22 protein-coding genes are annotated in these 20,685 nt (G+C 67.9%); 15 read left to right on the top strand and 7 right to left on the bottom strand.

The genetic code is table 11. The annotated features are described in order from the left end of the window. Positions 1–60 precede the first annotated feature (60 nt). The 5 genes from ACFXKA_RS29210 to ACFXKA_RS29190 all read left to right on the top strand — a co-directional run bounded on the left by ACFXKA_RS29210 (position 61) and on the right by ACFXKA_RS29190 (position 5,395). The gene (locus ACFXKA_RS29210; RefSeq protein ID WP_354838892.1) at positions 61–684 is read left to right on the top strand and encodes a pyridoxamine 5'-phosphate oxidase family protein; all 624 of its coding nucleotides are present in this window, start codon (positions 61–63) and stop codon (positions 682–684) included. Between the two features lie 88 nt (positions 685–772). Beyond that, positions 773–2,023, top strand: coding sequence for a MurT ligase domain-containing protein (locus ACFXKA_RS29205; RefSeq protein WP_379429779.1), 1,251 nt, complete (start codon positions 773–775; stop codon positions 2,021–2,023). Then, complete coding sequence (locus ACFXKA_RS29200; protein ID WP_354838895.1) at positions 2,020–2,730, top strand: glutamine amidotransferase; 711 nt, start codon at positions 2,020–2,022, stop codon at positions 2,728–2,730. Before ACFXKA_RS29205 ends, ACFXKA_RS29200 begins: the two co-directional genes overlap by 4 nt. A 217-nt stretch (positions 2,731–2,947) precedes the next feature. Then, positions 2,948–4,516 carry a GMC oxidoreductase gene (locus ACFXKA_RS29195; RefSeq protein WP_379429735.1) on the top strand — a complete coding sequence of 523 codons (1,569 nt, stop codon included), beginning with the start codon at positions 2,948–2,950 and terminating at the stop codon, positions 4,514–4,516. A gap of 90 nt (positions 4,517–4,606) precedes the next feature. Further along, positions 4,607–5,395: an ion transporter gene (locus tag ACFXKA_RS29190; RefSeq protein WP_379429734.1), complete on the top strand. Its 789-nt coding sequence runs from the start codon at positions 4,607–4,609 to the stop codon at positions 5,393–5,395. 28 nt (positions 5,396–5,423) lie between these two features. On the opposite strand, the gene ACFXKA_RS29185 is transcribed toward ACFXKA_RS29190, so the two are convergent. The 4 genes from ACFXKA_RS29185 to ACFXKA_RS29170 all read right to left on the bottom strand — a co-directional run bounded on the left by ACFXKA_RS29185 (position 5,424) and on the right by ACFXKA_RS29170 (position 8,301). After that, a complete protein-coding gene (locus tag ACFXKA_RS29185) occupies positions 5,424–6,632 on the bottom strand; it encodes a low temperature requirement protein A (RefSeq protein ID WP_379429733.1) in 1,209 nt (402 codons plus the stop codon). Positions 6,633–6,723: 91 nt separating this feature from the next. Continuing rightward, complete coding sequence (locus ACFXKA_RS29180; RefSeq protein WP_354838907.1) at positions 6,724–7,314, bottom strand: SRPBCC family protein; 591 nt, start codon at positions 7,312–7,314, stop codon at positions 6,724–6,726. A 194-nt stretch (positions 7,315–7,508) separates the two neighbouring features. Then, entirely contained in the window at positions 7,509–7,691 is a 183-nt protein-coding gene (locus ACFXKA_RS29175; protein WP_354838910.1) for a DUF1918 domain-containing protein, read from the bottom strand. Positions 7,692–7,722: 31 nt separating this feature from the next. After that, the gene (locus tag ACFXKA_RS29170; protein WP_379429732.1) at positions 7,723–8,301 is read right to left on the bottom strand and encodes a TetR/AcrR family transcriptional regulator; all 579 of its coding nucleotides are present in this window, start codon (positions 8,299–8,301) and stop codon (positions 7,723–7,725) included. Positions 8,302–8,373: 72 nt separating this feature from the next. Here ACFXKA_RS29170 and ACFXKA_RS29165 point away from each other — a divergent pair, with 72 nt between their 5' ends. Continuing rightward, the gene (locus ACFXKA_RS29165; protein ID WP_379429731.1) at positions 8,374–8,949 is read left to right on the top strand and encodes a dihydrofolate reductase family protein; all 576 of its coding nucleotides are present in this window, start codon (positions 8,374–8,376) and stop codon (positions 8,947–8,949) included. A gap of 13 nt (positions 8,950–8,962) precedes the next feature. On the opposite strand, the gene ACFXKA_RS29160 is transcribed toward ACFXKA_RS29165, so the two are convergent. Next, positions 8,963–9,427, bottom strand: a complete 465-nt coding sequence (locus tag ACFXKA_RS29160) for a MarR family transcriptional regulator (protein ID WP_354838919.1) — start codon at positions 9,425–9,427, stop codon at positions 8,963–8,965. A 97-nt stretch (positions 9,428–9,524) separates the two neighbouring features. Here ACFXKA_RS29160 and ACFXKA_RS29155 point away from each other — a divergent pair, with 97 nt between their 5' ends. The 7 genes from ACFXKA_RS29155 (at position 9,525) to ACFXKA_RS29125 (ending at position 17,187) form a co-directional block, all read left to right on the top strand. After that, on the top strand, positions 9,525–9,983 hold the full coding sequence (locus ACFXKA_RS29155; protein ID WP_354838922.1) for an SgcJ/EcaC family oxidoreductase: 459 nt from the start codon (positions 9,525–9,527) through the stop codon (positions 9,981–9,983). Positions 9,984–10,095: 112 nt separating this feature from the next. Beyond that, positions 10,096–11,361 (top strand): aspartate kinase, encoded by a 1,266-nt coding sequence (locus tag ACFXKA_RS29150; protein WP_354838925.1) that lies wholly within the window; start codon positions 10,096–10,098, stop codon positions 11,359–11,361. Between the two features lie 4 nt (positions 11,362–11,365). Beyond that, positions 11,366–12,397, top strand: a complete 1,032-nt coding sequence (locus tag ACFXKA_RS29145) for an aspartate-semialdehyde dehydrogenase (RefSeq protein ID WP_354838928.1) — start codon at positions 11,366–11,368, stop codon at positions 12,395–12,397. A gap of 750 nt (positions 12,398–13,147) precedes the next feature. Beyond that, positions 13,148–14,398: a helix-turn-helix domain-containing protein gene (locus ACFXKA_RS29140; protein WP_379429730.1), complete on the top strand. Its 1,251-nt coding sequence runs from the start codon at positions 13,148–13,150 to the stop codon at positions 14,396–14,398. Between the two features lie 307 nt (positions 14,399–14,705). Further along, positions 14,706–14,876 (top strand): hypothetical protein, encoded by a 171-nt coding sequence (locus ACFXKA_RS29135; protein ID WP_379429729.1) that lies wholly within the window; start codon positions 14,706–14,708, stop codon positions 14,874–14,876. Positions 14,877–14,990: 114 nt separating this feature from the next. Continuing rightward, positions 14,991–16,445, top strand: a complete 1,455-nt coding sequence (locus ACFXKA_RS29130; RefSeq protein WP_379429728.1) for a catalase — start codon at positions 14,991–14,993, stop codon at positions 16,443–16,445. Positions 16,446–16,542: 97 nt separating this feature from the next. Then, positions 16,543–17,187, top strand: a complete 645-nt coding sequence (locus ACFXKA_RS29125) for a MerR family transcriptional regulator (protein WP_354838936.1) — start codon at positions 16,543–16,545, stop codon at positions 17,185–17,187. Here the strand turns inward: ACFXKA_RS29125 and ACFXKA_RS29120 are convergent. Further along, positions 17,159–17,758 carry a TetR/AcrR family transcriptional regulator gene (locus tag ACFXKA_RS29120; protein WP_379429727.1) on the bottom strand — a complete coding sequence of 200 codons (600 nt, stop codon included), beginning with the start codon at positions 17,756–17,758 and terminating at the stop codon, positions 17,159–17,161. The two genes, ACFXKA_RS29125 and ACFXKA_RS29120, sit on opposite strands and share 29 nt — an antisense overlap. 119 nt (positions 17,759–17,877) lie before the next feature. Here ACFXKA_RS29120 and ACFXKA_RS29115 point away from each other — a divergent pair, with 119 nt between their 5' ends. After that, positions 17,878–18,603, top strand: coding sequence for an SDR family oxidoreductase (locus tag ACFXKA_RS29115; RefSeq protein ID WP_354838942.1), 726 nt, complete (start codon positions 17,878–17,880; stop codon positions 18,601–18,603). Positions 18,604–18,624: 21 nt separating this feature from the next. After that, positions 18,625–19,785, top strand: coding sequence for a low temperature requirement protein A (locus ACFXKA_RS29110; RefSeq protein ID WP_379429726.1), 1,161 nt, complete (start codon positions 18,625–18,627; stop codon positions 19,783–19,785). 18 nt (positions 19,786–19,803) lie between these two features. Here ACFXKA_RS29110 and ACFXKA_RS29105 read toward each other — a convergent pair whose 3' ends face one another. Next, positions 19,804–20,541: a TetR/AcrR family transcriptional regulator gene (locus tag ACFXKA_RS29105; protein WP_379429725.1), complete on the bottom strand. Its 738-nt coding sequence runs from the start codon at positions 20,539–20,541 to the stop codon at positions 19,804–19,806. Positions 20,542–20,685: the final 144 nt, after the last annotated feature.

The raw sequence follows: 20,685 nt of genomic DNA, 5'->3' as shown, positions 1-20,685 counted from the left end.
CTTCCTCACACCGGCGAAAAAGACTGGTGTGAGGCCCGTACCGCGCGTTGAATCGGGGGCATGAGCGAGATCACGGACCCGGTCGAACTGCGTGAACTGCTGGGGGAGGTCGCGCCGCGGCCGCGGAACAAGGATCGGTACTCCCTGCATCACCGGGATCGGGAATGGATCGCCCGCTCACCGTTCGTGGTGCTGGCCACGAGCGATGCCGACGGCAACTGCGATGCCTCGCCGAAGGGCGATCCGGCGGGATTCGTGCGGGTGCTCGACGACAAGACGATCGCCATTCCCGAGCGGCCCGGCAATCGCCGTGCGGACGGCTACCTCAATATCCTGAGCAATCCGCATGTCGGCGTGCTGTTCCTGATTCCGGGCCGCGGCGACACCCTGCGGATCAACGGCCGCGCCCGGCTGGTCCGCGACGCACCCTATTTCGACGACATGGTGGTCAAGGGTCATCGCCCGATCCTGGCCATCGAGGTCGCCATCGAGCAGATCTTCTTCCACTGCTCCAAGGCGTTCATGCGCAGCGCGCTGTGGCAGCCGGAACAGTGGCCCGAGGACACGATGCCCAGCGTCGCGCGCCTGGTGAAGGATGTGCAGCCGGCCACCCCCGAGACCCTCGAGCAGCTCGAGGCGTACTACACGGGCGAGGGCTATCGAAAGATGCTTTACAACGGCTGAGTGCGGCGCGTATCACGCCGTGGGCCCCGATGCCGCCTGCACGTCCCGCCCGCCATCCCCATAAACTCGCGTCGTGGCAGACATCTCGATGCGCGGACAGCTGGCGCTGCGGGCGGCGACGGCGGCGTCGTGGGCCTCGCGGCGGGCCGGGCGCGGCAACGGCTCGATGATCGGCGGGCTGATCGCGCTGAAGATCGATCCCTCCCTCATGACCCAGCTGGGTCGCGGCAAGCGCACCGTGCTGGTGACCGGCACCAATGGCAAGTCCACCACCACCCGCATGACCGCCGCGGCGCTGCAGACCCTCGGCGGCGCGGATCGCCGGGGACTCAGCAGTGTCGCCACCCAGGCCGACGGCGCGAACATGGACGCCGGGATCGTGGCCGCGCTCACCGCGCACCGCGCCGCGCCGCTGGCCGCGATCGAGGTGGACGAACTGCATCTGCCGCATGTGGCCGACGCGCTGAACCCGTCGGTGGTGGTGCTGCTGAACCTCTCCCGGGACCAGCTGGACCGGGTCGGCGAGATCAATATGATCGAGCGCCGCCTGCGCGAGGGCATGGCGCGGCATCCCGCGGCCGTGCTCATCGCCAACTGCGACGACGTGCTGGTCACCTCCATCGCCTACGACCACCCGAACGTGGTGTGGGTGTCGGCCGGCAGCGGCTGGTCGGTGGACGCCACCAGCTGCCCGCGCAGCGGCGAGCCCATCGTGTGGGAGGGCGAGCACTGGTACAGCACGGGCGCGGACTTCCAGCGGCCCGTGCCGCAGTGGCGGGTCGGCGAGCACACGCTGTCCGGTCCGGACGGCCTGGAAATCCCACTCGCCCTTGCCCTTCCGGGGCGCGCCAATCGCGGCAACGCCGCGCAGGCGGTGGCCGCCGCGGTGGCGCTGGGCGCGGATCCGGCCGCGGCCGCGGCCGCCGCGGGCACCGTGCGCGAGATCGCGGGCCGCTATCGGACGGTCGAGGTCGACGGCCGCCGCACCCGCATGCTGCTGGCCAAGAATCCGGCCGGCTGGCAGGAGGCGCTGTCCATGATCGATCCGGCCGCAACGGGTCTGGTGATCGCGGTCAACGGCCAGGTGCCCGACGGCGAGGACCTGTCCTGGCTGTGGGACGTCCGCTTCGAGCACTTCGAGGGCACCCAGGTGGTGGCCGCCGGCGAGCGCGCCACCGATCTCGCGGTCCGGCTCACCTACGCCGGCGTCGAGCACATCACCGTCGCGGATCCGCTGGACGCCATCGCCTCCTGCCCGCCGGGACGGGTCGAGGTGCTGGCCAACTACACCGCGTTCCGCGACCTGAACCGCGACCTGGAGACGGGGACCCGCCCATGAGTGAATCGACCGTCCGCATCGGCCTGGTCCTGCCCGACGTCATGGGCACCTACGGCGACGGCGGCAATGCCGTGGTGTTGCGCCAGCGCCTGCGCATGCGCGGCTACGACGCCGAGATCATCGAAATCCCGCTCACCGAGCCGGTTCCCAACTCGCTGGACGTCTACACCCTGGGCGGCGCGGAGGACTCGGCCCAGCGCCTGGCCACCCGCCACCTGCAGCGCCATCCGGGCCTGCAGGAGGCCGCCGGACGCGGCGCTCCGGTGCTGGCCATCTGCGCCGCCATCCAGGTGCTCGGCCACTGGTACGAGACCTCCTCCGGGGAACGTGTGGACGGCGTCGGCCTGTTCGATGTCACCACCTCCCCGCAGGACAAGCGCGCCATCGGCGAGGTGGCGACCCAGCCCCTCGTCCCGGGCCTCTCACAGCCCCTCACGGGCTTCGAGAACCACCGTGGCGGAACCAAACTCGGCGGCGACGCCAAACCGCTGGGGCGCGTCACCAAGGGCGTCGGCAACGGGGTGGGCGACGGCCTCGAGGGCGTCATCCAGGGTTCGGTGCTCGGCACCTACATGCACGGCCCGGCCCTGGCCCGTAACCCCGAGCTCGCCGACTATCTGCTGACCCGGGCCCTGGGCGTGGATTCGCTTCCGGCCCTGGATCTCCCGGAGGTCGACCAGCTCCGCCGTGAGCGCCTCCGGGCCTGACACCGGCCTGCCTCCGCCCGGTCCGCGATGCCGGTGAAGTGTGGAAACACATAGCCGGCCCACATATCTCGATGGTGATCTCCCACCAACCTGTTGAGGCGTTGCCGACCGGCCGGTAATCTCGCGCGCGGCCATGCGTGATGAGGGAGGTGGCCGCTTGCGTAGGCGCGCCGTGTTGAAGGCTGCCGTTTCGGCGGTTCTGCTGGCAGGTGTCGGGATGGGTACCGCCGGTCGCGGCGCCGGACCGGCGTCGGCCAATCCGTTGTGGAACGCGCTGTACCAGGCGTGGGTACCGGAAATCTTTGCGCCGCTGCCGGATCCGCCGGAACACAGCGAGGCCATCGTCATCGGCTCCGGCTTCGGGGCCGCGGTGACCGCGCTGCGGCTGGCCGAGGCGGGCGTGCAGAACGCCGTGCTCGAGCGCGGCTCGCGCTGGCCCAACGACCCGTGGCGGGAGATCTTCACCGGCGACGACCTGCCCGACGGGCGCGGCTTCTGGCATCGCACCAGCTTCACCGGCATCACCAAGGTGCCCATGCCGTGCTCGGATTTCGGTGGCGTGCTGGACGTCACGGAGTATCCGGGCATCGACGTGTGGCGCGCGGCCGCGGTGGGCGGCGGGTCCATCGTGTTCAGCGGCGCCATGGTCGCGCCGCCGCGGCACCTGTTCGACCAGGTCTTCGGGGGCGTGGTGAACTACGACGAACTCGATTCGGTCTACTACCCGCGGGTCCGCCAGATGCTGCGACTATCCACCATGCCGCCGGACGTGTACGACTCCATGCCCTTCACCCATTCGCGGGTATGGGATCAGCAGGTGCGGGCCGCGGGTTACGAACCGCAGGCCAATGATTCGATCTTCAACTGGGATGTGATCCGCGCCGAGCTGGCGGGCGCCAGCCGCGCTTCGGCCACCGCGTCGCGCAGCAATCTCGGCAATTCCAATGGCGCCAAGTTCGATCTGAACCAGAACTACCTGCGCTACGCCGAGGGCACCGGCCGCTCGGCCATCTACCCGGGCCACCGGGTGGACGCCATCGGCCAGGACGGTAGCGGCAAGTATGTGGTCACGGTGACCAAGCTGGCGCCGACCGGTCAGATGCTCGGCAGCCGCACCCTCACCTGCGACCGCCTGTTCCTCGGCGCGGGCTCGGTGGGCACCTCCGAACTGCTGGTGCGCGCCCAGGCCACCGGCTCACTGCGCAACCTCAACGAGCACGTGGGCGACGGCTGGGGCACCAATGGCGATGTGGTGCTGGCGCGCAGCGTCAGCTCGCTGTCCATGACCGGCGGTGGCGTGCCCAGCGCCAGCCGCATCTTCGACGACGCGGGCATGCCGCTGCACCTCGAAAGCTGGTATGTGCCGGGCATTCCGGTGGACACCGGCGCCATCGCCTCGCTCGGCATCACGCTGGATCCGACCCGGGCCCGCTTCGGCTACGACGCCGGCCGCAACGCGGTGGGACTGAGCTGGCCCCGAGCGGCCCAGGATCTGGTGGTCGCCGCCTGCCGCGCGGTCGATCAACGGGTGGCGCAGGCAGACCGCTCGCTGGTGAACTACACGCCGATCGGCTTTGACGCGCAGGGCTTCTTCACCGCGCACCCGCTGGGCGGGGCGGTGCTGGGGCAGGCCACCGACGCCTACGGCCGGGTCATCGGGCATCCGGGCCTGTACGTCATGGACGGCGCGGGCATCCCAGGCAGCACCGCGACGGTGAACCCGTCGCTCACCATCACCGCTGTGGCGGAACGCAATATCGAGGCGATCATCCGGGCGGGGAAGTAGCCGGCCCGGCCGCCCGGCCCCTCGCAGCCCGCCGCGCGGTCGTTTGCGCCGACTACGCTGGCGGGACCGTTCGATGAGGAAGGGGACGTCGTGATCGAGCTCGGCGCTGCGGATGAGGATGAAATCCCCCACAAGCCTCCCACCCTGTGGACCGATTTCGTCATGCTCGGGCTCGCGGTGGTCTCGGTCGCGCTGGTCACCTGGGTGACGTTCTTCCCGGTCTCCGATCACACCTACCGGACGATCCGCATCACGGACTACAGCATCTGCGCGGTGTTCCTCGCCGAATTCCTGTGGCGCTGGCGGCGTGAGGGCTGGAGCTGGACCTTCCCCTTCATCTACTGGTACGAGGTCCTCGGCATGATCCCGGTGACCAGTCCGTTCTTCCGCGGTTTCCGGCTGCTGCGCATCGTGGTGATCGCGGTGCGGGTGGGCCGGGTGGCCGACCGCGCGTTCGGCGACCGGATCACCGCGGCCGTGGTGAACCGGTCGATCGGCGCCATCGTCGAGGCCATCGAGCGCCCGATCACGGTGGCCGTGCTGGACGAGGTCGCCGAGGTCTTGCGGTGTGGCCGGTACACCCGCAATATCGCGAATGCGCTGGAGGAGAACCGTTCCGAGATCGATCAGATGATCCTCGAGGTGATCCGCAGTGATCCCCAGCTGGGGAAGGTGCGCTATGTCCCGTTCCACGAGGAGATGATTCGCGGCATCGCCGACGCCAGTTTCCGCGTCGTGCTGCAGGTGCTCGCCGATCCGCGCACCGACGAGCTGGTGGCGGATGCCCTGCGCGAGAACATCAATCAGATCCGCGATGCCGTGAATTCGGGGGAGCGGGTGCCGGAGGCCATCGACAACCGGCTCACCCCGCGTCCCTGAGCCGTCGCCGGCCACGTGTTCGAGGGCCTCAGTCGAGCCCGTGCCGGATCAGATCGCGCGGCTGGGCATAGCGCACCACCTCGAACACGATGAGCGCCAGCAGGGCCGCGCAGAGCATGCCGAGCGCGGCCAGTGCGGGCACCGCCGACGCCAGCGGGATCAGGGCCAGCAGCACCACCGCCGCCACCAGTCGCGGCACCAGCACCTTGCCGGTCGCGTAGTGCCGGAACCCGACCAGGGCGACCAGGTACGCGATCACACCGCCGTACAGCGCGAACAGCGGGATCCCGTGCAGCTCGTCGCTGAGCGAATGTCCTTGCGCCCCACCCACGTAGTTGAGCACCTTCTTCAAACCCAGTGCCATGGCCACGATTCCGGCGATCATCGGGAAGTGCCAGAAGGTGTAGCAGTTGCGCGCGATCTGGATGCGGCGCTCGCCGCCGGCGCGATGCATCGCGCGCTCCACGACCAGCGCGGCCACATCGAAGTACGCCCACCACAGCAGGCCCGCCACGCCCAGGCCCAGCATCGAACCCACGGTGATGGACCACGAGATCGGCAGCCCGGCCACGCCGACGCCGATGGACACGATGGATTCGCCCAGCGCGATGATGACGATCAGCCCGTACCGTTCGGCGAAGTGCGAGGGCGAGTAGAGCCGCCACTCGTTGCCCGCGAAGAACGTCCAGCCCATGTCCCAGACCAGCGCCGCCAGCCACAGCCCCAGCTGCGCGGTCCCGGTGGTGAGCGCGCCGGCCACCAGCAGCACGCTGGCCACGCTGAGTGAGCCTGCGGCCCAGCGGATCACCTGCCGGCGGAGCTGGGCGTCGTGACTGCTGGCCATCCAGAACACGGTCAGGTGGACCAGCCGGACGGCCAGGTACGCGATGACGAACACCAGTGGCCCGTACCAGCCGCCCGGCAGATCGCGGAAGGACTCGGGAATGGTGAGCGCGATCATGAACGCCGCGCCCATGGCCACGAACATGGCCACCCGGGCGATGCCCTCATCGGCCTTGACCACATTGCCGAGCCAGGAGTAGCCGATCCAGCCCCACCACAGCATGGCCAGAATGAGCAGTGCGCGCAGCAGATTGACCGCGGTGGTCTCGTGCGCGGCGAAGTCGGTGACCATGGTGAAGGCGAAGACGATCACCAGGTCGAAGAACAGTTCCAGCTGCGTCACCGAGGCGTCCTCGGCGACGGGCATCATGCGGGTGCGTACGGGACCGGGCATGAGGGACATCCTGCCCAATGCGCGGCTCGAAAGGCAGTGCCGATCACGACTGTTCGCTGTTCGCGATCAGCCGCGAGTGTTCGCGGCCGGCCTAGGCGGTGCCGAAGCCGGGCTCGAAATTGCGGCCGTAGTCCAGGCGCTGCGCGTAGCCCGGCTGGGCGTAGCCGGGCTGGACCTGACCGGGCTGCTCGAAGGCGGCCGATTCGGCGTAGGGCGCTTCCTCCACCTCGCCGAGTCCTTGGACGCCGGTGACGGATTCGACGAATGCGATGAAGTTGCTGATCATCGCGTCGCCCTCGCGGCGGGCGCTGCGCTTGAGCAGCATGCCGGGCGCGGGAATCGGCAGGTAGACCTCGGAGTGGTACCAGACCTCGGTGGCGCCGTCCTCGGTTTCGCCGAGGTCGAACCAGCCCTTGCCGCCGGCGCCGGCGCTGGATTCGGAAACCCGCCATTCGACGCGGTTCTCGGTGCAGGTGTATTCGACGACCTGCCGGTCGGGGCGGCCCATGAGATTGGCGGACACGTAGACGCGCTTGGGGCGGCCGCGCTTGTCGCGGGTGGCGACCCGGACGTCCTGATGGGAGGGGGACCAGTCGGGCATTTGCTCGACCATGAGCAACGCATCCATCACCTGTCCGGGATCGATGTCGATGACGAACCGGTGATCAGTCTTCGTTCTCATATCTACCCTTCCATTCGGGCACCGATTGTGACCAGGGTCGCTCGGAGAGTCAACTGTGCTGCCCCTCGCTTCTGACCGACTGGTCGGTCTGGTAAGTCCCGATTTCCCTGCTCGGCAGGGCTATCCGGTCACGCCTGGGCGTGATCGGAAAATCTTGGGCTAACACGGCCGAAACGGGTTGTGACCGGGTGTCGTCAGCCCGGCTCCACCACCGAGTCCGGGCCCGGGAACACCAGGCTCGTACGGCCGTCGGCAAACCGCACCACGTAGGGCGGCTCACCTTCCGCGCCGCGCACCTCGACGATTTCCGCGGTGTGGTCGGGGAGTCCGACATTGCGCCCATGGATGACCAGATGATCACCGACACTTGCATGCATACTTGGGATTATTCGCCTCCGGTGATGCTCGTCACAAGGTCGGAATGGCACGTTCCACCGCCATGCGCACCAGCCGGGCCGCCTCCTCGTCGGTGAAGATGTCCGGCAGCGTGAGTCTTTCGACGATCAGCCAGTTCAGGGCCAGGTAGAGCAGCGTCACCGAATCGGCGTCGCCGGGCAGGCCGGAGTCCAGATGGTTGCGGATATTGAAATCGAGGTCCGCGCGCACCCGCTCGGCGAGGATCGCCTGCAGCTCCGGGCGGCGGGTGGCCTCCAGTCGCAGTTCCAGCAGGGCGAGGTAGCCGGTGCGGAACCCGGTGATGCGGCTGACGGTCTCCGCCATCAGTTCCGCGATGGTCTCGCGGGTGCGCGGGCCCGTGAAGAGATGGTCCATCGTCTCCTTGCTGGGTTGTAGCCGCTCGTAGAAACGGTGCCCGGCCTGGATCAGAAGTTCGTCGCGATTGGCGAAGTAGTTCGAGGCCGTGCCCGCGGGCACCCGGGCCTCCTTGTCGACCGCGCGGAAGGTGAGTCCGCGCGCGCCGTCGCGGGCCAGGACCTCGATGGCCGCGTCGATCAGGGCATTGCGTCGTTCCGGATTCGTCCGAACCATTGACACCACTCCATGTGTAGTACTACGTTCGTAATCACTACGGACATAGTACTACGGACAGGGTGGTAAACAATGCGAAAGCTCGTCTACTACGTGGCGGTCTCCCTCGACGGCTACATCGCCGGTCCGCAGGGGGAATACGACTTCTATCCGACCGGCGACGACATGATGGCCTGGTTCAACGAGGTCATGCCGGAGACGGTCCCGACCCACCTTCGCGAACTGGTCGGCCTGCCGGTCGATACGCCGAACCGGCAGATCGACACGGTTCTCATGGGGCGCGGCAGTTATGAACCCGGTCTGGCCGCCGGAACCGACAGTCCGTACAACCACCTGAAGCAGTACGTCTTCTCGACCACCCTTGCGCCGGTGGACAATCCGCAGGTGGAGATCGTCTCGGGCGATCCGGTCGAACTGGTCCGCCGCCTGAAAAAGGAAGAGGGCCTGGACATCTGGCTCTGCGGCGGCGCGAACCTGGCGGGACAGCTGATCGGCGAGATCGACCGGTTGATCCTCAAGAGCTATCCCGTCATCGCGGGCGCGGGCCTGCCCATGATCGTCGGCAACTTCAGGCCGTCCCGGTTCGAGGTCACCCAGCGCCGGGAATTCGCCAACGGCGCGCAGGTCACCTGGTTCGACCGGGCCTGAGTCCCGTTCGTGCTCAATCGCTTTCGCGGATCCGGGCGGTGACGTCCATCGAGGTCTCGTGCAGCCGGTTGAAGATCTCGAGCAGTAGCTCCAGCTGCTCGTCCGAATAATCGCGGGCGATCTTGGCGAATTCCGTTGCCAGGAACTCGTAGTGCGGTGCGATCTCGTCGATGCGGTCGTCCAGGGCGGTGATGATCACCCGGCGCCGATCCTTCGAATCGTGTTCGCGCCGTACGAATCCGCCCTTCAGCAGCCGGTCGATCATCCGGGTGATGGCCCCGGTGGTGAGGCCGGTGCGCTGGGCCAGTTCGCCCGCGGTGGCCGGGCCGCCGATGCGCAGCATATTGAGGCAGCGCAGGTCGGTGACGTGCAGGCCGAGCTTGTCGGCCATGGCCCCGTGCAGCATCACGGCGTCGGTGGCGCTGCGCTGGGCGGCGAAGGTGAGGGCGGCGCCCAGTTCGTCGTGTTTCTCGCTCATCCCTTGACAGCTTAGTCTCACTCGGACAATATCTGAATGACTCAACTACTTCTCAAGTCAATTGATGACTCGTTCAGATATCTTCGGGAGGGATGTCATGACTGTTCAGCAGATCACCGACGAAACCGCCGTTCGCGCGCTGTTCGCCCGGTCGAATCAGGCATGGGCGGACGGGGATGCCGCCGCCTACGCCGAGGTCTTCACGCCGGACGCCGACTACGTCACCTGGTTCGGCGCCCGGCTGCGGGGGCGCGAGGCGATCCGGGCCTCGCACGAACCGCTGTTCGCGAAGTACATGAAGGGCACCCGCCTCGACGGTGAGATCACCGGCCTGCGGTTCGTCACCCCGGATGTCGCGGTCGTACACGGCCGTGGCGCGGTGGTGAAGGGCAAGCGCCGCCGGAACCGCTTCAACACCAAGGTGAACGTGTACGTCGCCGTGCGGCGGGACGGCGAGTGGGGCTTCGCCGCCTTCCACAACACCAAGTACGGCTGGCTGTTCAACGCCCTTGTCGCCAAGCATGATCCGGGCGTGCGGATGTCGGCGCCGGAATAGCTGCCGGGTGACTGGAATCCGCGGACGGGAGGTGGGACGAAAAGTCGTGGACCTGGGCCGGTAGTCTTGTGGGTCGATAGCAGCAGTTTGTCGATCTTGGAGGATTTCCGCCGTGGCTCTCGTCGTCCAGAAGTACGGAGGATCCTCGGTCGCCACCGCCGAGCGCATCCGGAGGGTCGCCGAGCGGATCGTCGAGACCAAGAAGCTCGGCCACGATGTGGTCGTCGTGTGTTCCGCCATGGGCGACACCACCGACGAACTGCTGGATCTGGCCCAGCAGGTCGCGCCGGCCGCTCCGGCCCGCGAGATGGACATGCTCCTCACCTCGGGTGAGCGCATCTCCAATGCGTTGGTCGCCATGGCCATTCACTCGCTGGGCGCCGAGGCTCGTTCGTTCACCGGCTCGCAGGCCGGTGTCATCACCACCGGCACGCACGGCAATGCCAAGATCATCGACGTGGCCCCGGGCCGGGTGCAGCAGGCGCTCGGGCAGGGCACCATCGTGCTGGTCGCGGGCTTCCAGGGGGTGAGCCAGGACAGCAAGGACGTGACCACGCTGGGCCGCGGTGGTTCCGACACCACCGCCGTCGCGCTGGCCGCCGCGCTCAATGCCGATGTCTGCGAGATCTACACCGATGTGGACGGCGTCTTCTCCGCCGACCCGCGCATCGTCTCCGACGCCCAGAAGCTGGACACCGTCTCCTACGAGGAAATGCTGGAGATGGCCGCCTGCGGCTCGAAAGTTCTCATGCTGCGTTGCGTCGAGTACGCGCGCCGCTACAACGTGCCCGTTCACGTGCGGTCCTCGTACACCGACAAGACGGGCACCATGATTACCGGATCGATGGAGGACATCCCCTTGGAGCAAGCAATCCTCACGGGCGTCGCGCACGACCGCAGCGAGGCCAAGGTGACCGTGGTCGGCATTCCGGACGAGCCCGGCTACGCCGCCAAGGTGTTCCGCGCGGTCGCCGATGCCGAGATCAATATCGACATGGTGCTGCAGAACATCTCCAAGGTGGAGACGGGTAAGACCGACATCACCTTCACCCTGCCCAAGCTGGAGGGCCCGCGCGCCGTCGAGCTGCTCACCAGGCGGCAGGGCGACATCGGCTTCTCCCAGGTCGTGTATGACGACCACATCGGCAAGGTGTCGCTGGTCGGCGCGGGCATGAAGTCGCACCCGGGCGTGACCGCCACCTTCTGCGAGTCGCTGGCCGACGCCGGCATCAATATCGACCTCATCTCCACCTCGGAGATCCGGATCTCGGTGCTGGTCAAGGACACCGACCTGGACGAGGCCGTGAAGGTGCTGCACTCGTCGTTCGATCTGGGCGGCGACGAAGTCGCGGTCGTGCACGGCGGAACGGGACGGTAGCGGCATGGGTGTGCGTGTAGGCGTCGTCGGCGCGACCGGTCAGGTCGGCGCGGTCATGCGAAAGCTGCTGGAGGAGCGCAACTTCCCGGCCGACGAGGTGCGGTTCTTCGCGTCCGCGCGCTCGGCGGGCAAGACGCTGCCGTTCCGCGGCCGCGACATCGTGGTCGAGGACACCGAGACCGCCGACCCGAGCGGACTGGACATCGCGCTGTTCTCGGCCGGCGCCACCATGTCCCGGGTGCAGGCCCCGCGCTTCGCGGCCGCCGGTGTCACCGTCATCGACAACTCCTCGGCCTGGCGCAAGGACCCCGAGGTGCCGCTGGTCGTCTCCGAGGTGAACCCGGAGGCCACCCGCAACCTGGTCAAGGGCATCATCGCCAACCCGAACTGCACCACTATGGCCGCCATGCCGGTGCTCAAGGTGCTGCACGACGAGGCCGGGCTGCAGCGGCTGATCGTGTCCAGCTACCAGGCGGTGTCGGGCTCCGGCCTGGCCGGTGTCGAGGAGCTGGCATCGCAGGTGCGCGCCGTCATCGGCGATGCCGAGAAGTTGGTGCACGACGGTTCGGCGGTGGAGTTCCCGGCGCCGAACAAGTACGTGGCCCCGATCGCCTTCGACGTGATCCCGCTGGCGGGCTCGCTGGTGGACGACGGCAGCGGCGAGACCGACGAGGATCAGAAGCTGCGCAACGAGTCCCGCAAGATCCTGGGTCTGCCGGATCTGCTGGTGAGCGGCACCTGTGTGCGCGTCCCGGTCTTCACCGGCCACTCGCTGTCGATCAATGCCGAATTCGCGCAGCCGCTTTCGGTGGAGCGCGCCGAGGAGCTGCTCGCGAAGGCGCCGGGTGTGAAGCTCACCGACGTCCCCACCCCGCTGGCCGCCGCTGGTATCGACGAGTCGCTGGTGGGCCGCATCCGCCAGGATCCGGGTGTGCCGGACGGCCGCGGTCTGGCGCTGTTCATCTCCGGCGACAACCTGCGTAAGGGCGCCGCGCTCAACACGATTCAGATCGCGGAAGTTCTTTTGAACAACTGATCAGATCTATCCGTTACGGACCGTGCACAAGAAAGTGCACGGTCCGTTTTCGGATATTGCCCGGGTGTCAATGCGATACGCTCCCTGGAGTCGGTCAATCCGCCCAAAGTTCGGCACAGGGGAGTGGGGGTAGTCGATCGGTCCGGAGCCCGTCGATCGTGACTTCTATGCGATGCGGGCGCAAATGCGCAGCGAGGCGTTCGGCAATTGCGCGTTCCGCGCGGTAATCCAAGATCATTCCTCCGGGAAACCGCAGGCGCACATGGACTTCGTCGGTTTTCGGCGCGGCGGTCATCTCGATGGTGCCCGATGCGAGGCTGGTTGACCTTTCATCGAGCGCGAGTTCCGGATACCCTCGCGTTCGAGGCGCGCGGTGATGCTCTGCACCGTCGCTCCGTCGGCAGTGGAGGAATACTTGGTGGCCGCAAGGGCGCACGCCGCGAACCACATTGCCGCGCCGCCGATTCCGGCTCCGAGTAGAAAGAAGAGAAGTTCGCCGGGCATGACCACCTCTTGTCGTCCGTTTGGTTCGACGGGTCCTCTTCAAACGTTAAACACAGAAAAATTGCGGTGCAATAAGAAAAATCCATGTTCCATACTGTGCGCCGTAAGCTCGGTCGGTCTGGAATCCTTGTCGGCAGATCCCCCTCTGGATGGAAAGGGCGGAAGGAGAAGGGCATGGTAGACATCGGCGAAACAAGCGGGCGGTGACGGCCGGGAAAGCCGATCAGGCAGAAGGAGTTTGACCCGGTGGCCGAAAGTACCCTTGGGGCACGGGTAGCGGAGTTGCGCCGGCGGCGGGGACTATCGCAGAAAGAGTTGGGAGCGGCGATTCGGCGCTCGGAAAGCTGGGTGTCGCAGGTCGAGCGAGACGTGCTGCCTGTTGAGCGACTGTCCGTTCTGCAAAGACTGGCGGACGTGCTCGGAGTGGCGGTACGCGATCTGCGTCCCGAAGCGGCCGAACCGATTGCCGCCGACCGCGGTGACGGGCATCGGCCCGGCTCGGCGGTGTTCGAGCAGCTGCGGCTGCTGCTCACCGGGCATCCCGCCCTGGAACAGCTCTTCGGAGACGAGGCCGATCGCGGTCTCGAGCCGAGCACTGCGGCCGCGAAACTGCCGGAGCTGCAACAGCGAGTGGACCTGGCCTGGCAGCTGGCGCACGAATCCCGGCTGGTCGAGGTGGGCAGCAGTCTGCTGGAACTGATTCCGGATCTCGAGCACGCCGCGCGGGCGGATGCCACGCGGCGGCCGGAGGTGCTGACCCTGCTGTCGCGCGCCTATCAGGTGGCCGCGACCGCGTTCACCCGCCAGGAGGAGGTCGACGCGGCGTGGGTCGCGGCCGATCGCGCACTGTCCGCGGCCGAGGAATCCGGTGACGCGCTGAGCGTGGTGGCCGGAACCTATCGCATGGCACAGGCTTTCCTGCGTCTGCAACGCCTGGAACAGGCCGAGCAGGCGGCGCGAGTGTCGGTGGCCGCGCTGGCCGCGCAGGTGGCGGCCGAGCAGCCACGGCCGGAAGTGTTGTCGCTCTACGGATCTCTGCAGCTCATGCTGGCGGTGATCGCGGCGACGGACGGGAATCGCACGGCCGCCCGCACCGGGCTGGCCGCGGCGCGCGCCGCCGCCGACCGGTTGGGCGAGGGCCGCAACGATTTCGACACCGAGTTCGGTCCGACCGGGGTCGCCGTGCACGCGGTGGCCGTGGCGGTCGAACTGGGCGACGCCGGCGAGGCGCTCGATACCGCGCGCACCGTCGACGCCTCGATCCTGTCTCCGGAGCGGCAGGCGCGCTTCCTGGTCGATGTGGCCCGTGCGCACGCGCAGCGGCGGCAGGCGAGCGAGGCATTGGAGGCGTTGCTCAATGCCGAGCGACTAACCCCCGAACTGGTGCACACCGATCATCGCGCCCGCGAAGTGGTGCGGGATCTGCTGCAGTTCGCCGGTCGCCGACCGGCCGACGAACTACGGGAGCTGGCGGGCCGCGCCGCGGTCACCCCCTGAGCGAACCAGGGGTGGCGGCCGGTCAGCGAATCCCGGTGTGCGCGAGCCGGGTCCGGCGCATGCCGCTCAGGCTGACCCGGAAAGTTGAAGCCGACGCCCAACAAGCGCCTCTCGGCGAGTGGTCGCTCGTAGCGACGAAGGGTGCGGCCCGGGGCTGTTCCGACGCCGGCAAGGGGGATCAACCCGGGGCCCGCCGGATCTATTCCGCAGTGGGCACTGTGATCTGGGCAACGGTCCCGCGGATCACCGACCTGCTGACCATGCTCGACCCAGGGCGTCGATCTGCAAGTCCGCAACCCGATTGGCCATGGCCGACTCCATCCGCACCGTCGTCGTCCGCTCGGTCCGTATGCCCGACATCGCCGCCGCCCTCACCCAAACCCGCCCCAGCACCGGCCCCTGGTTCGAATCCGCCCGCAACGTGGTCGAATTCGCCAACTATCATCGGCCGACAGCGCCACCCGTGGTCCCGCGCTAATCATTAGCTTGATATTTGCCGAACCTGCACGACTGTACTGTATATACCTTTGTTTACTCACCGCCCTGCGGACTTTTCTTGACTAGTTCCAGAAAACTCGGCACGCTCGAAAACATGACCAAGGCGACCACCACCAATACCGGCGCCCCGGTGCCCAGCGACAACGAATCGCTCACCGCGGGCACACAGGGCCCGATCCTGCTGCACGATCACTACCTGATCGAGAAGCTCGCCCACTTCAACCGGGAGCGGGTGCCCGAGCGCGTGGTGCACGCCAAGGGTTCGGGCGCGTTCGGCGAACTGGTGGTTACCGGTGATGTCAGCCGCTACACCAAGGCCGCGCTGTTCCAGCCGGGCACCCGCACCGAGTCGCTGGTGCGTTTCTCCACCGTCGCCGGTGAGCAGGGCAGTCCCGACACCTGGCGCGACCCACGCGGTTTCGCGGTGAAGTTCTACACCACCGAGGGCAACTACGACATCGTCGGCAACAACACCCCGGTGTTCTTCATCAAGGACCCGATCAAGTTCCCCGACTTCATCCACTCGCAGAAGCGCCTGCCCGGCTCCGGCCTCCGCGACGCGAACATGCAGTGGGACTTCTGGACCCTGCGCCCGGAGACCGCCCACCAGGTCACCTGGCTCATGGGCGACCGCGGCATCCCGGCCACCCTGCGCCACATGGACGGCTTCGGCTCGCACACCTACCAGTGGATCAACGAGTCCGGCGAGCGCTTCTGGGTGAAGTACCACTTCAAGACCGACCAGGGCATCAAGAACCTGACCCAGGCCGAGGCCGACGAGCTCGCCGGTAAGGACGCCGACTTCCACCGTCGCGACCTGTACCAGGCCATCGAGCGCGGCGACTTCCCGAGCTGGACCCTGAAGGTCCAGATCATGCCGGTCGCCGAGGCGGACAACTACCGCTTCAACCCGTTCGATCTGACCAAGGTCTGGTCGCAGCAGGACTACCCGCTCATCGAGGTCGGCCGCTGGACCCTGAACCGCAACCCCGCGAACTTCTTCGTGGACATCGAGCAGGCCGCCTTCGCACCCTCGAATGTGGTTCCCGGCATTGCCTTCTCGCCCGACAAGATGCTGCTGGGCCGCGTCTTCGCCTACGCCGACGCGCACCGCTACCGCATCGGCGCGAACCACGAGCAGCTGCCGCCGAACCGGGCCAAGGCCGCGCCGGTGAACTCCTACTCGCAGGACGGTGCCATGCGCTTCGCGCACAATGCCGCGAGCGTTCCGGTGTACGCGCCCAACTCCTTCGGCGGCCCGCACGCCGATCCGGCGCGTGCCATCGACGACGGCGCCTGGACGTTCGACCCGGCCATGGTCCGGGCCGGCTACCTCCAGCACCGCGAGGACAACGACTTCGCGCAGGCCGGCACCCTGGTCCGCGAGGTCATGAACGATGCCGAGCGGGATCGCCTGGTGGGCAATGTCGTCGGCCACATCCTGGGCGGCGTGCGCGAGCCGATCCTGAGCCGGGTCTTCGACTACTGGAAGAGTGTCGACGCCGAGCTCGGCAAGCGCATCGAGATCGGCGTCCGCGAGCAGCTCTGACCCGACTCCGGCGTAGCGGATAGCCGCGGTGTCCATAACGCGGCTATCTATGATGGTGGCTCGGTGGGCAAGCCCCGCGCGGCGACGAGGAGGTCCGATGCGAATCGGGGAGCTGAGCAAGGCCAGTGGCGTGTCCACCCCGACGATCAAGTACTACCTGCGGGAAGGCCTGCTGCCCAGGGGTGAGGCGACCGGGCACAATCAGGCGCAGTACGACGACGCGCATCTGCGCCGCCTGCGGCTGATCCGGGCGCTCATCGAGGTCGGCGGGCTCTCCATCGCCTCGGCGCGCGAGGTGATCGCGGCCCTGGACGATTCGGATCTCGGCACCCACAAGATCCTCGGCGTCGCCCAGCACACCGCCGCCCGCAGCATCGCCTTCTGCGACAAGGAATCTCGGACCGCCGCCCGCGCGGAGGTGACGGCCATGCTCGATCGCCTGGGCTGGCGCGTCGGCCGCGACAATCCGGCGGTGTCGGCCGCCGCCGAGGTGGTCGGCGCGCTGCGCCAGCTCGGCCACGGCGATATCGCGGACCGCCTCGACGACTACGCCCACGCCCTGGAGCCGATCGCCGAACTGGATATGGCCGTGTTGACCTCGCGCGGCGATATCGACAGCATGGCCGAGACGGTCGTGGTCGGAAACGTGCTCGGTGACGAGCTCATCGCCGCGCTGCGGCATCTGGCGCAGACCGATCGCTCGGCCGGATTCTTCAGCGGCCGGCCAGCATCGAGTCGGTGAGCCGTTCGGCGACCGCGTCGTCCAGGGGCGCGTGGCCGAGAATGAAGCGGTACCAGAAGACCCCGTAGAACTGGTCGACCAGCAGATCGAGATCGGCGTCGGCGGGCAGTTCGCCGCGTAGCCGTCCGCGCTCGAGCACGGCCCGCACCGCTGCCCGGCGCTGCGCGGTGAAGGTCCGCAACAGCTCCGCGAGATGCGGGTCGTGCGCCGCCTCGCGGACCAGCGTGCGCAGCGCGGGTGCGGTCGAACTGCGCTGTGCGCCACGGAAAGTCGCTTCCATGAGGGTGCGCAGGTCGGTGCGCAGCGAGCCGCTGTCCGGCGGCGGCACCTCGAGCGCCGACCGTTCGGTGAGCGCGTCCAGCAGGACCGCGCCCTTGGACGGCCACCACCGGTACACGGTCTGCTTTCCGACGCCGGCGGCCCGTGCGATGGCGTCGATGGTGACCGGTGCGCCGTCGGATTCGCCGAGCAGCCGCAGCGAGGCATCGAGGATGGCCTGCCGGGTGGCCTCGTTGCGGCGTCGCCCGGTGTGCGGTCGCGCCGTATTGGGCTGTGCCGCTGTGCTTTCCATGCTCGCCCTCCTGTGACGCAGCTCACCGCTTTGCCGAGACTAAAAGTCTCGCCAACAGCGTTGTCGAGACTGTCAGTTCCGTAAGAATAGACGGACAGCGACAGAGAGGGTTTCCGACAATGACCACAACACCGCGCGTCGTCGTCATGGGTGGCAGCTCCGGCATCGGTGAGGCCACCGCCACCGCCTTCGCGGCCGACGGCGCCGAGGTCGTCATCACCGGCCGCGGCCGGGACAAGCTCGACGCGGCCGTCGCGCGTATCGGCGGCAAGACCACCGGCTACGCCCTGGACGCCACCAGCCAGGCCGATATCGACGCCTTCTTCGCCCAGGCCGGGACCATCGACCACCTGGTCATCTCGGTGAGCGGCTCGGCCGGCAGCGGTCCCTTCGCCGACCTCGATCTGGACCAGCTGGCCGCCGGCTTCGACGGCAAGTTCTGGCCGCAGGTGCGCATCCTGAAAGCCGCGCTCCCGCACCTGGATTCGCAGGGCTCGGTCACCCTGGTGACCGCGGGCTCGTCGCGCTCGGCCTTCCCCGGCACCGCGGGCCTGGCCGCCATCAACGGCGCACTCGACGCCATGGTGCCGCCGCTCGCCGTCGAACTCGCCCCGCTGCGCATCAATGCCGTCTCCCCGGGCGTCATCGACACCCCGTGGTGGGACCGGGTTCCGGAGGCGCAGCGCACCGCTCTGTTCGACGGCCTGGTGGCGACCACCCCGGTCGGTCGCGTCGGCCGCCCCGAGGACATCGCCCGCGCCATCCACATGCTGGCCACCAACGGATTCATCACCGGCGTCGTGCTCGACGCCAACGGCGGCACCAGTCTGGCGACGGGTCGCTGACCGGCCAGTAGTTTGGTCGGCATGCTCGAAAGCTCCGCCGCCGCACCGGAAACCACCACACCGCGCCGGGCCACCTGGTTCGAATGTTTCGGGGATCTGGTGTTCGCCGCGGCGGTCGGCCAGATCACGCATCGGGTGGGCGCGCACCCCGATGCCGGATCGGTGGCCGCGGCGGCCGGCCTGTTCGTGCCGCTGTGGTGGGCGTGGGTCCTGTACGCGGTGCACGCCAATCGGGCCGATCGGGATACCGCGGCCCATCGCCTGCTCACCAGTTTCGGGCTGACCGGCATCGTGGGCATGGCGGTGTTCGCGGGCGCGGTCGGCCAGAGCCGGGGCGTGGACGCGGGATTCGTCCTCGCGTACCTGGTCGCCCGGGCCGGTGTCGCCCTGCTGTACGCCTGGGATTCCCGGCGGAATCCGGCACTGCGGGCCGTATTCCGGTCGTTCACACTGGGTTCGGCCGTGAGCGCGGTGGGCTGGCTCGCCGGCCTCGCCTGCGACGCCGGCCCGCTGCGCTACGGCGCCTGGACGCTGGCCATGCTCACGGAGCTGGCCCTGCCGCTGGTGGTGACCCGGCGGCTGGCCGGCGTCGAGCAGGAAACCGACCATCTGCGAGAACGCTTCGGGCTCTTCACCATTGTCATCCTGGGCGAATCCGTGCTGGGCTTCACCAATGGCCTCGCGGCGGTACACACCGCCGGCTGGGCGGCGGTGACCGCGGCGGCTGCCTTCGCGCTCACCGTGGGCCTGTGGTGGTCCTACTTCAATGGCAGCGGGATGCGCCCGGGGTCGCACACCGAGCTGGCGCGCACCGGAAAGCTGCTGCACCTCTACACCTTCGGGCACCTGCCGCTGCTGCTCGGCCTGGCCTTGGCGGGTGCGTCGATGGGCATCGCGGTGACCGGCGGCAGCGCGCATTCGACTGCCACCGCCGCGGACTGTGTGGTCGGCGGCGTGATCGTGTACCTGGTCTCGGTAGCGCTGACCCGGGCCGCCTTCACCGGAATTCGGGAGAGCGTGGTGGTGATCCGGCTGCTCACCGCCGTGCTGGTGGCGGGGCTGCTGCCGATCGCGACCCACATTCCGGTGGCGGGATTGCTCAGCGTGCTGGCCGGATCGGTGATCGGCTCGGTGGTGGTGGAGACTCCGGCCCAGCGCCGTCGGCTGGCAATGTTTGGCTGAATCACCCTCCGCTGCAGGTCATTTGGCGCGGGCGCGCCGAAACTCCAGTCCGTCCAGGATGAGTTCGAGCTCGGAGTCGAAGAAGTCGTTCCTGGACTGCGTGGGATCGAGTTCCCGGTAGACGCTGTACCGTTTGGCGACGTGGGGGTAACCGCGCACCGCCTGTTCGGACATGGCCATCATCTTGGCGAACCACTCCTGTTCACTGAGCCCGCTGCGGGAGACACTGGTGAGCATGGCGGTTTCGGTGCCGGCCGAGCCGAGGACGAAGGCCCAGAAGGCATTCGAGGCCCGGTCCGCCTCCCGGTCGTCGAAGCCCGCCGCTTCGAGGGTCGCGAGCATGGCGTTCGACAGGCGCATGAGATTGGGGCCGAGGTAGGCGAGTCCGGCTCCGGTGATGGCGGTGCTCATCCAGGGATGGCGCAGGACGGTGTCGCGCACATCGCGACCCAGCGCGAGTAGATCGGCGCGCCAGTTCTCCGGTGCGATGGTGGCGGGCTCGTGGACCTCGCCGAACGCCTCGTCGATCACCAACTCCAGGATCTCGTCCTTGTTCGTGACATGCGTGTAGAGCGAGGTGGCTCCGGCATTGAGGCGGGCGCCGAGCTTACGCATGCTGAGCGCGTCGTAGCCCTCGGTATCGAGCAGTGCGAGAGCTTCGGACACGATCTGTTCCCGGCTCAGTGCGGGCTGATCCCGCCGCTGTCGCTGCGGGCGGGTCCACACCGACGAGAACTCCTGTGCCTTGGCCGCCATGGCTCTTCCTCCTTCGTCCGCGGAACAGCATAACCCCAGCTAGAACGCCGTTCGTTCGACCGTACATCGTTCCAGATTGCGAACAGTGTACGGAGACCGTACAGTGTGCGACAACGCCGCACAGTGTGCGGGAGAGCTTCTCGA

The sequence above is a fragment of the Nocardia sp. NPDC059228 genome (assembly GCF_042754245.1).
Lineage (GTDB): Bacteria > Actinomycetota > Actinomycetes > Mycobacteriales > Mycobacteriaceae > Nocardia.
The sequence above is the reverse complement of the archived record's forward strand: the minus strand, read 5'-3'. Positions and strand labels throughout refer to the sequence as shown.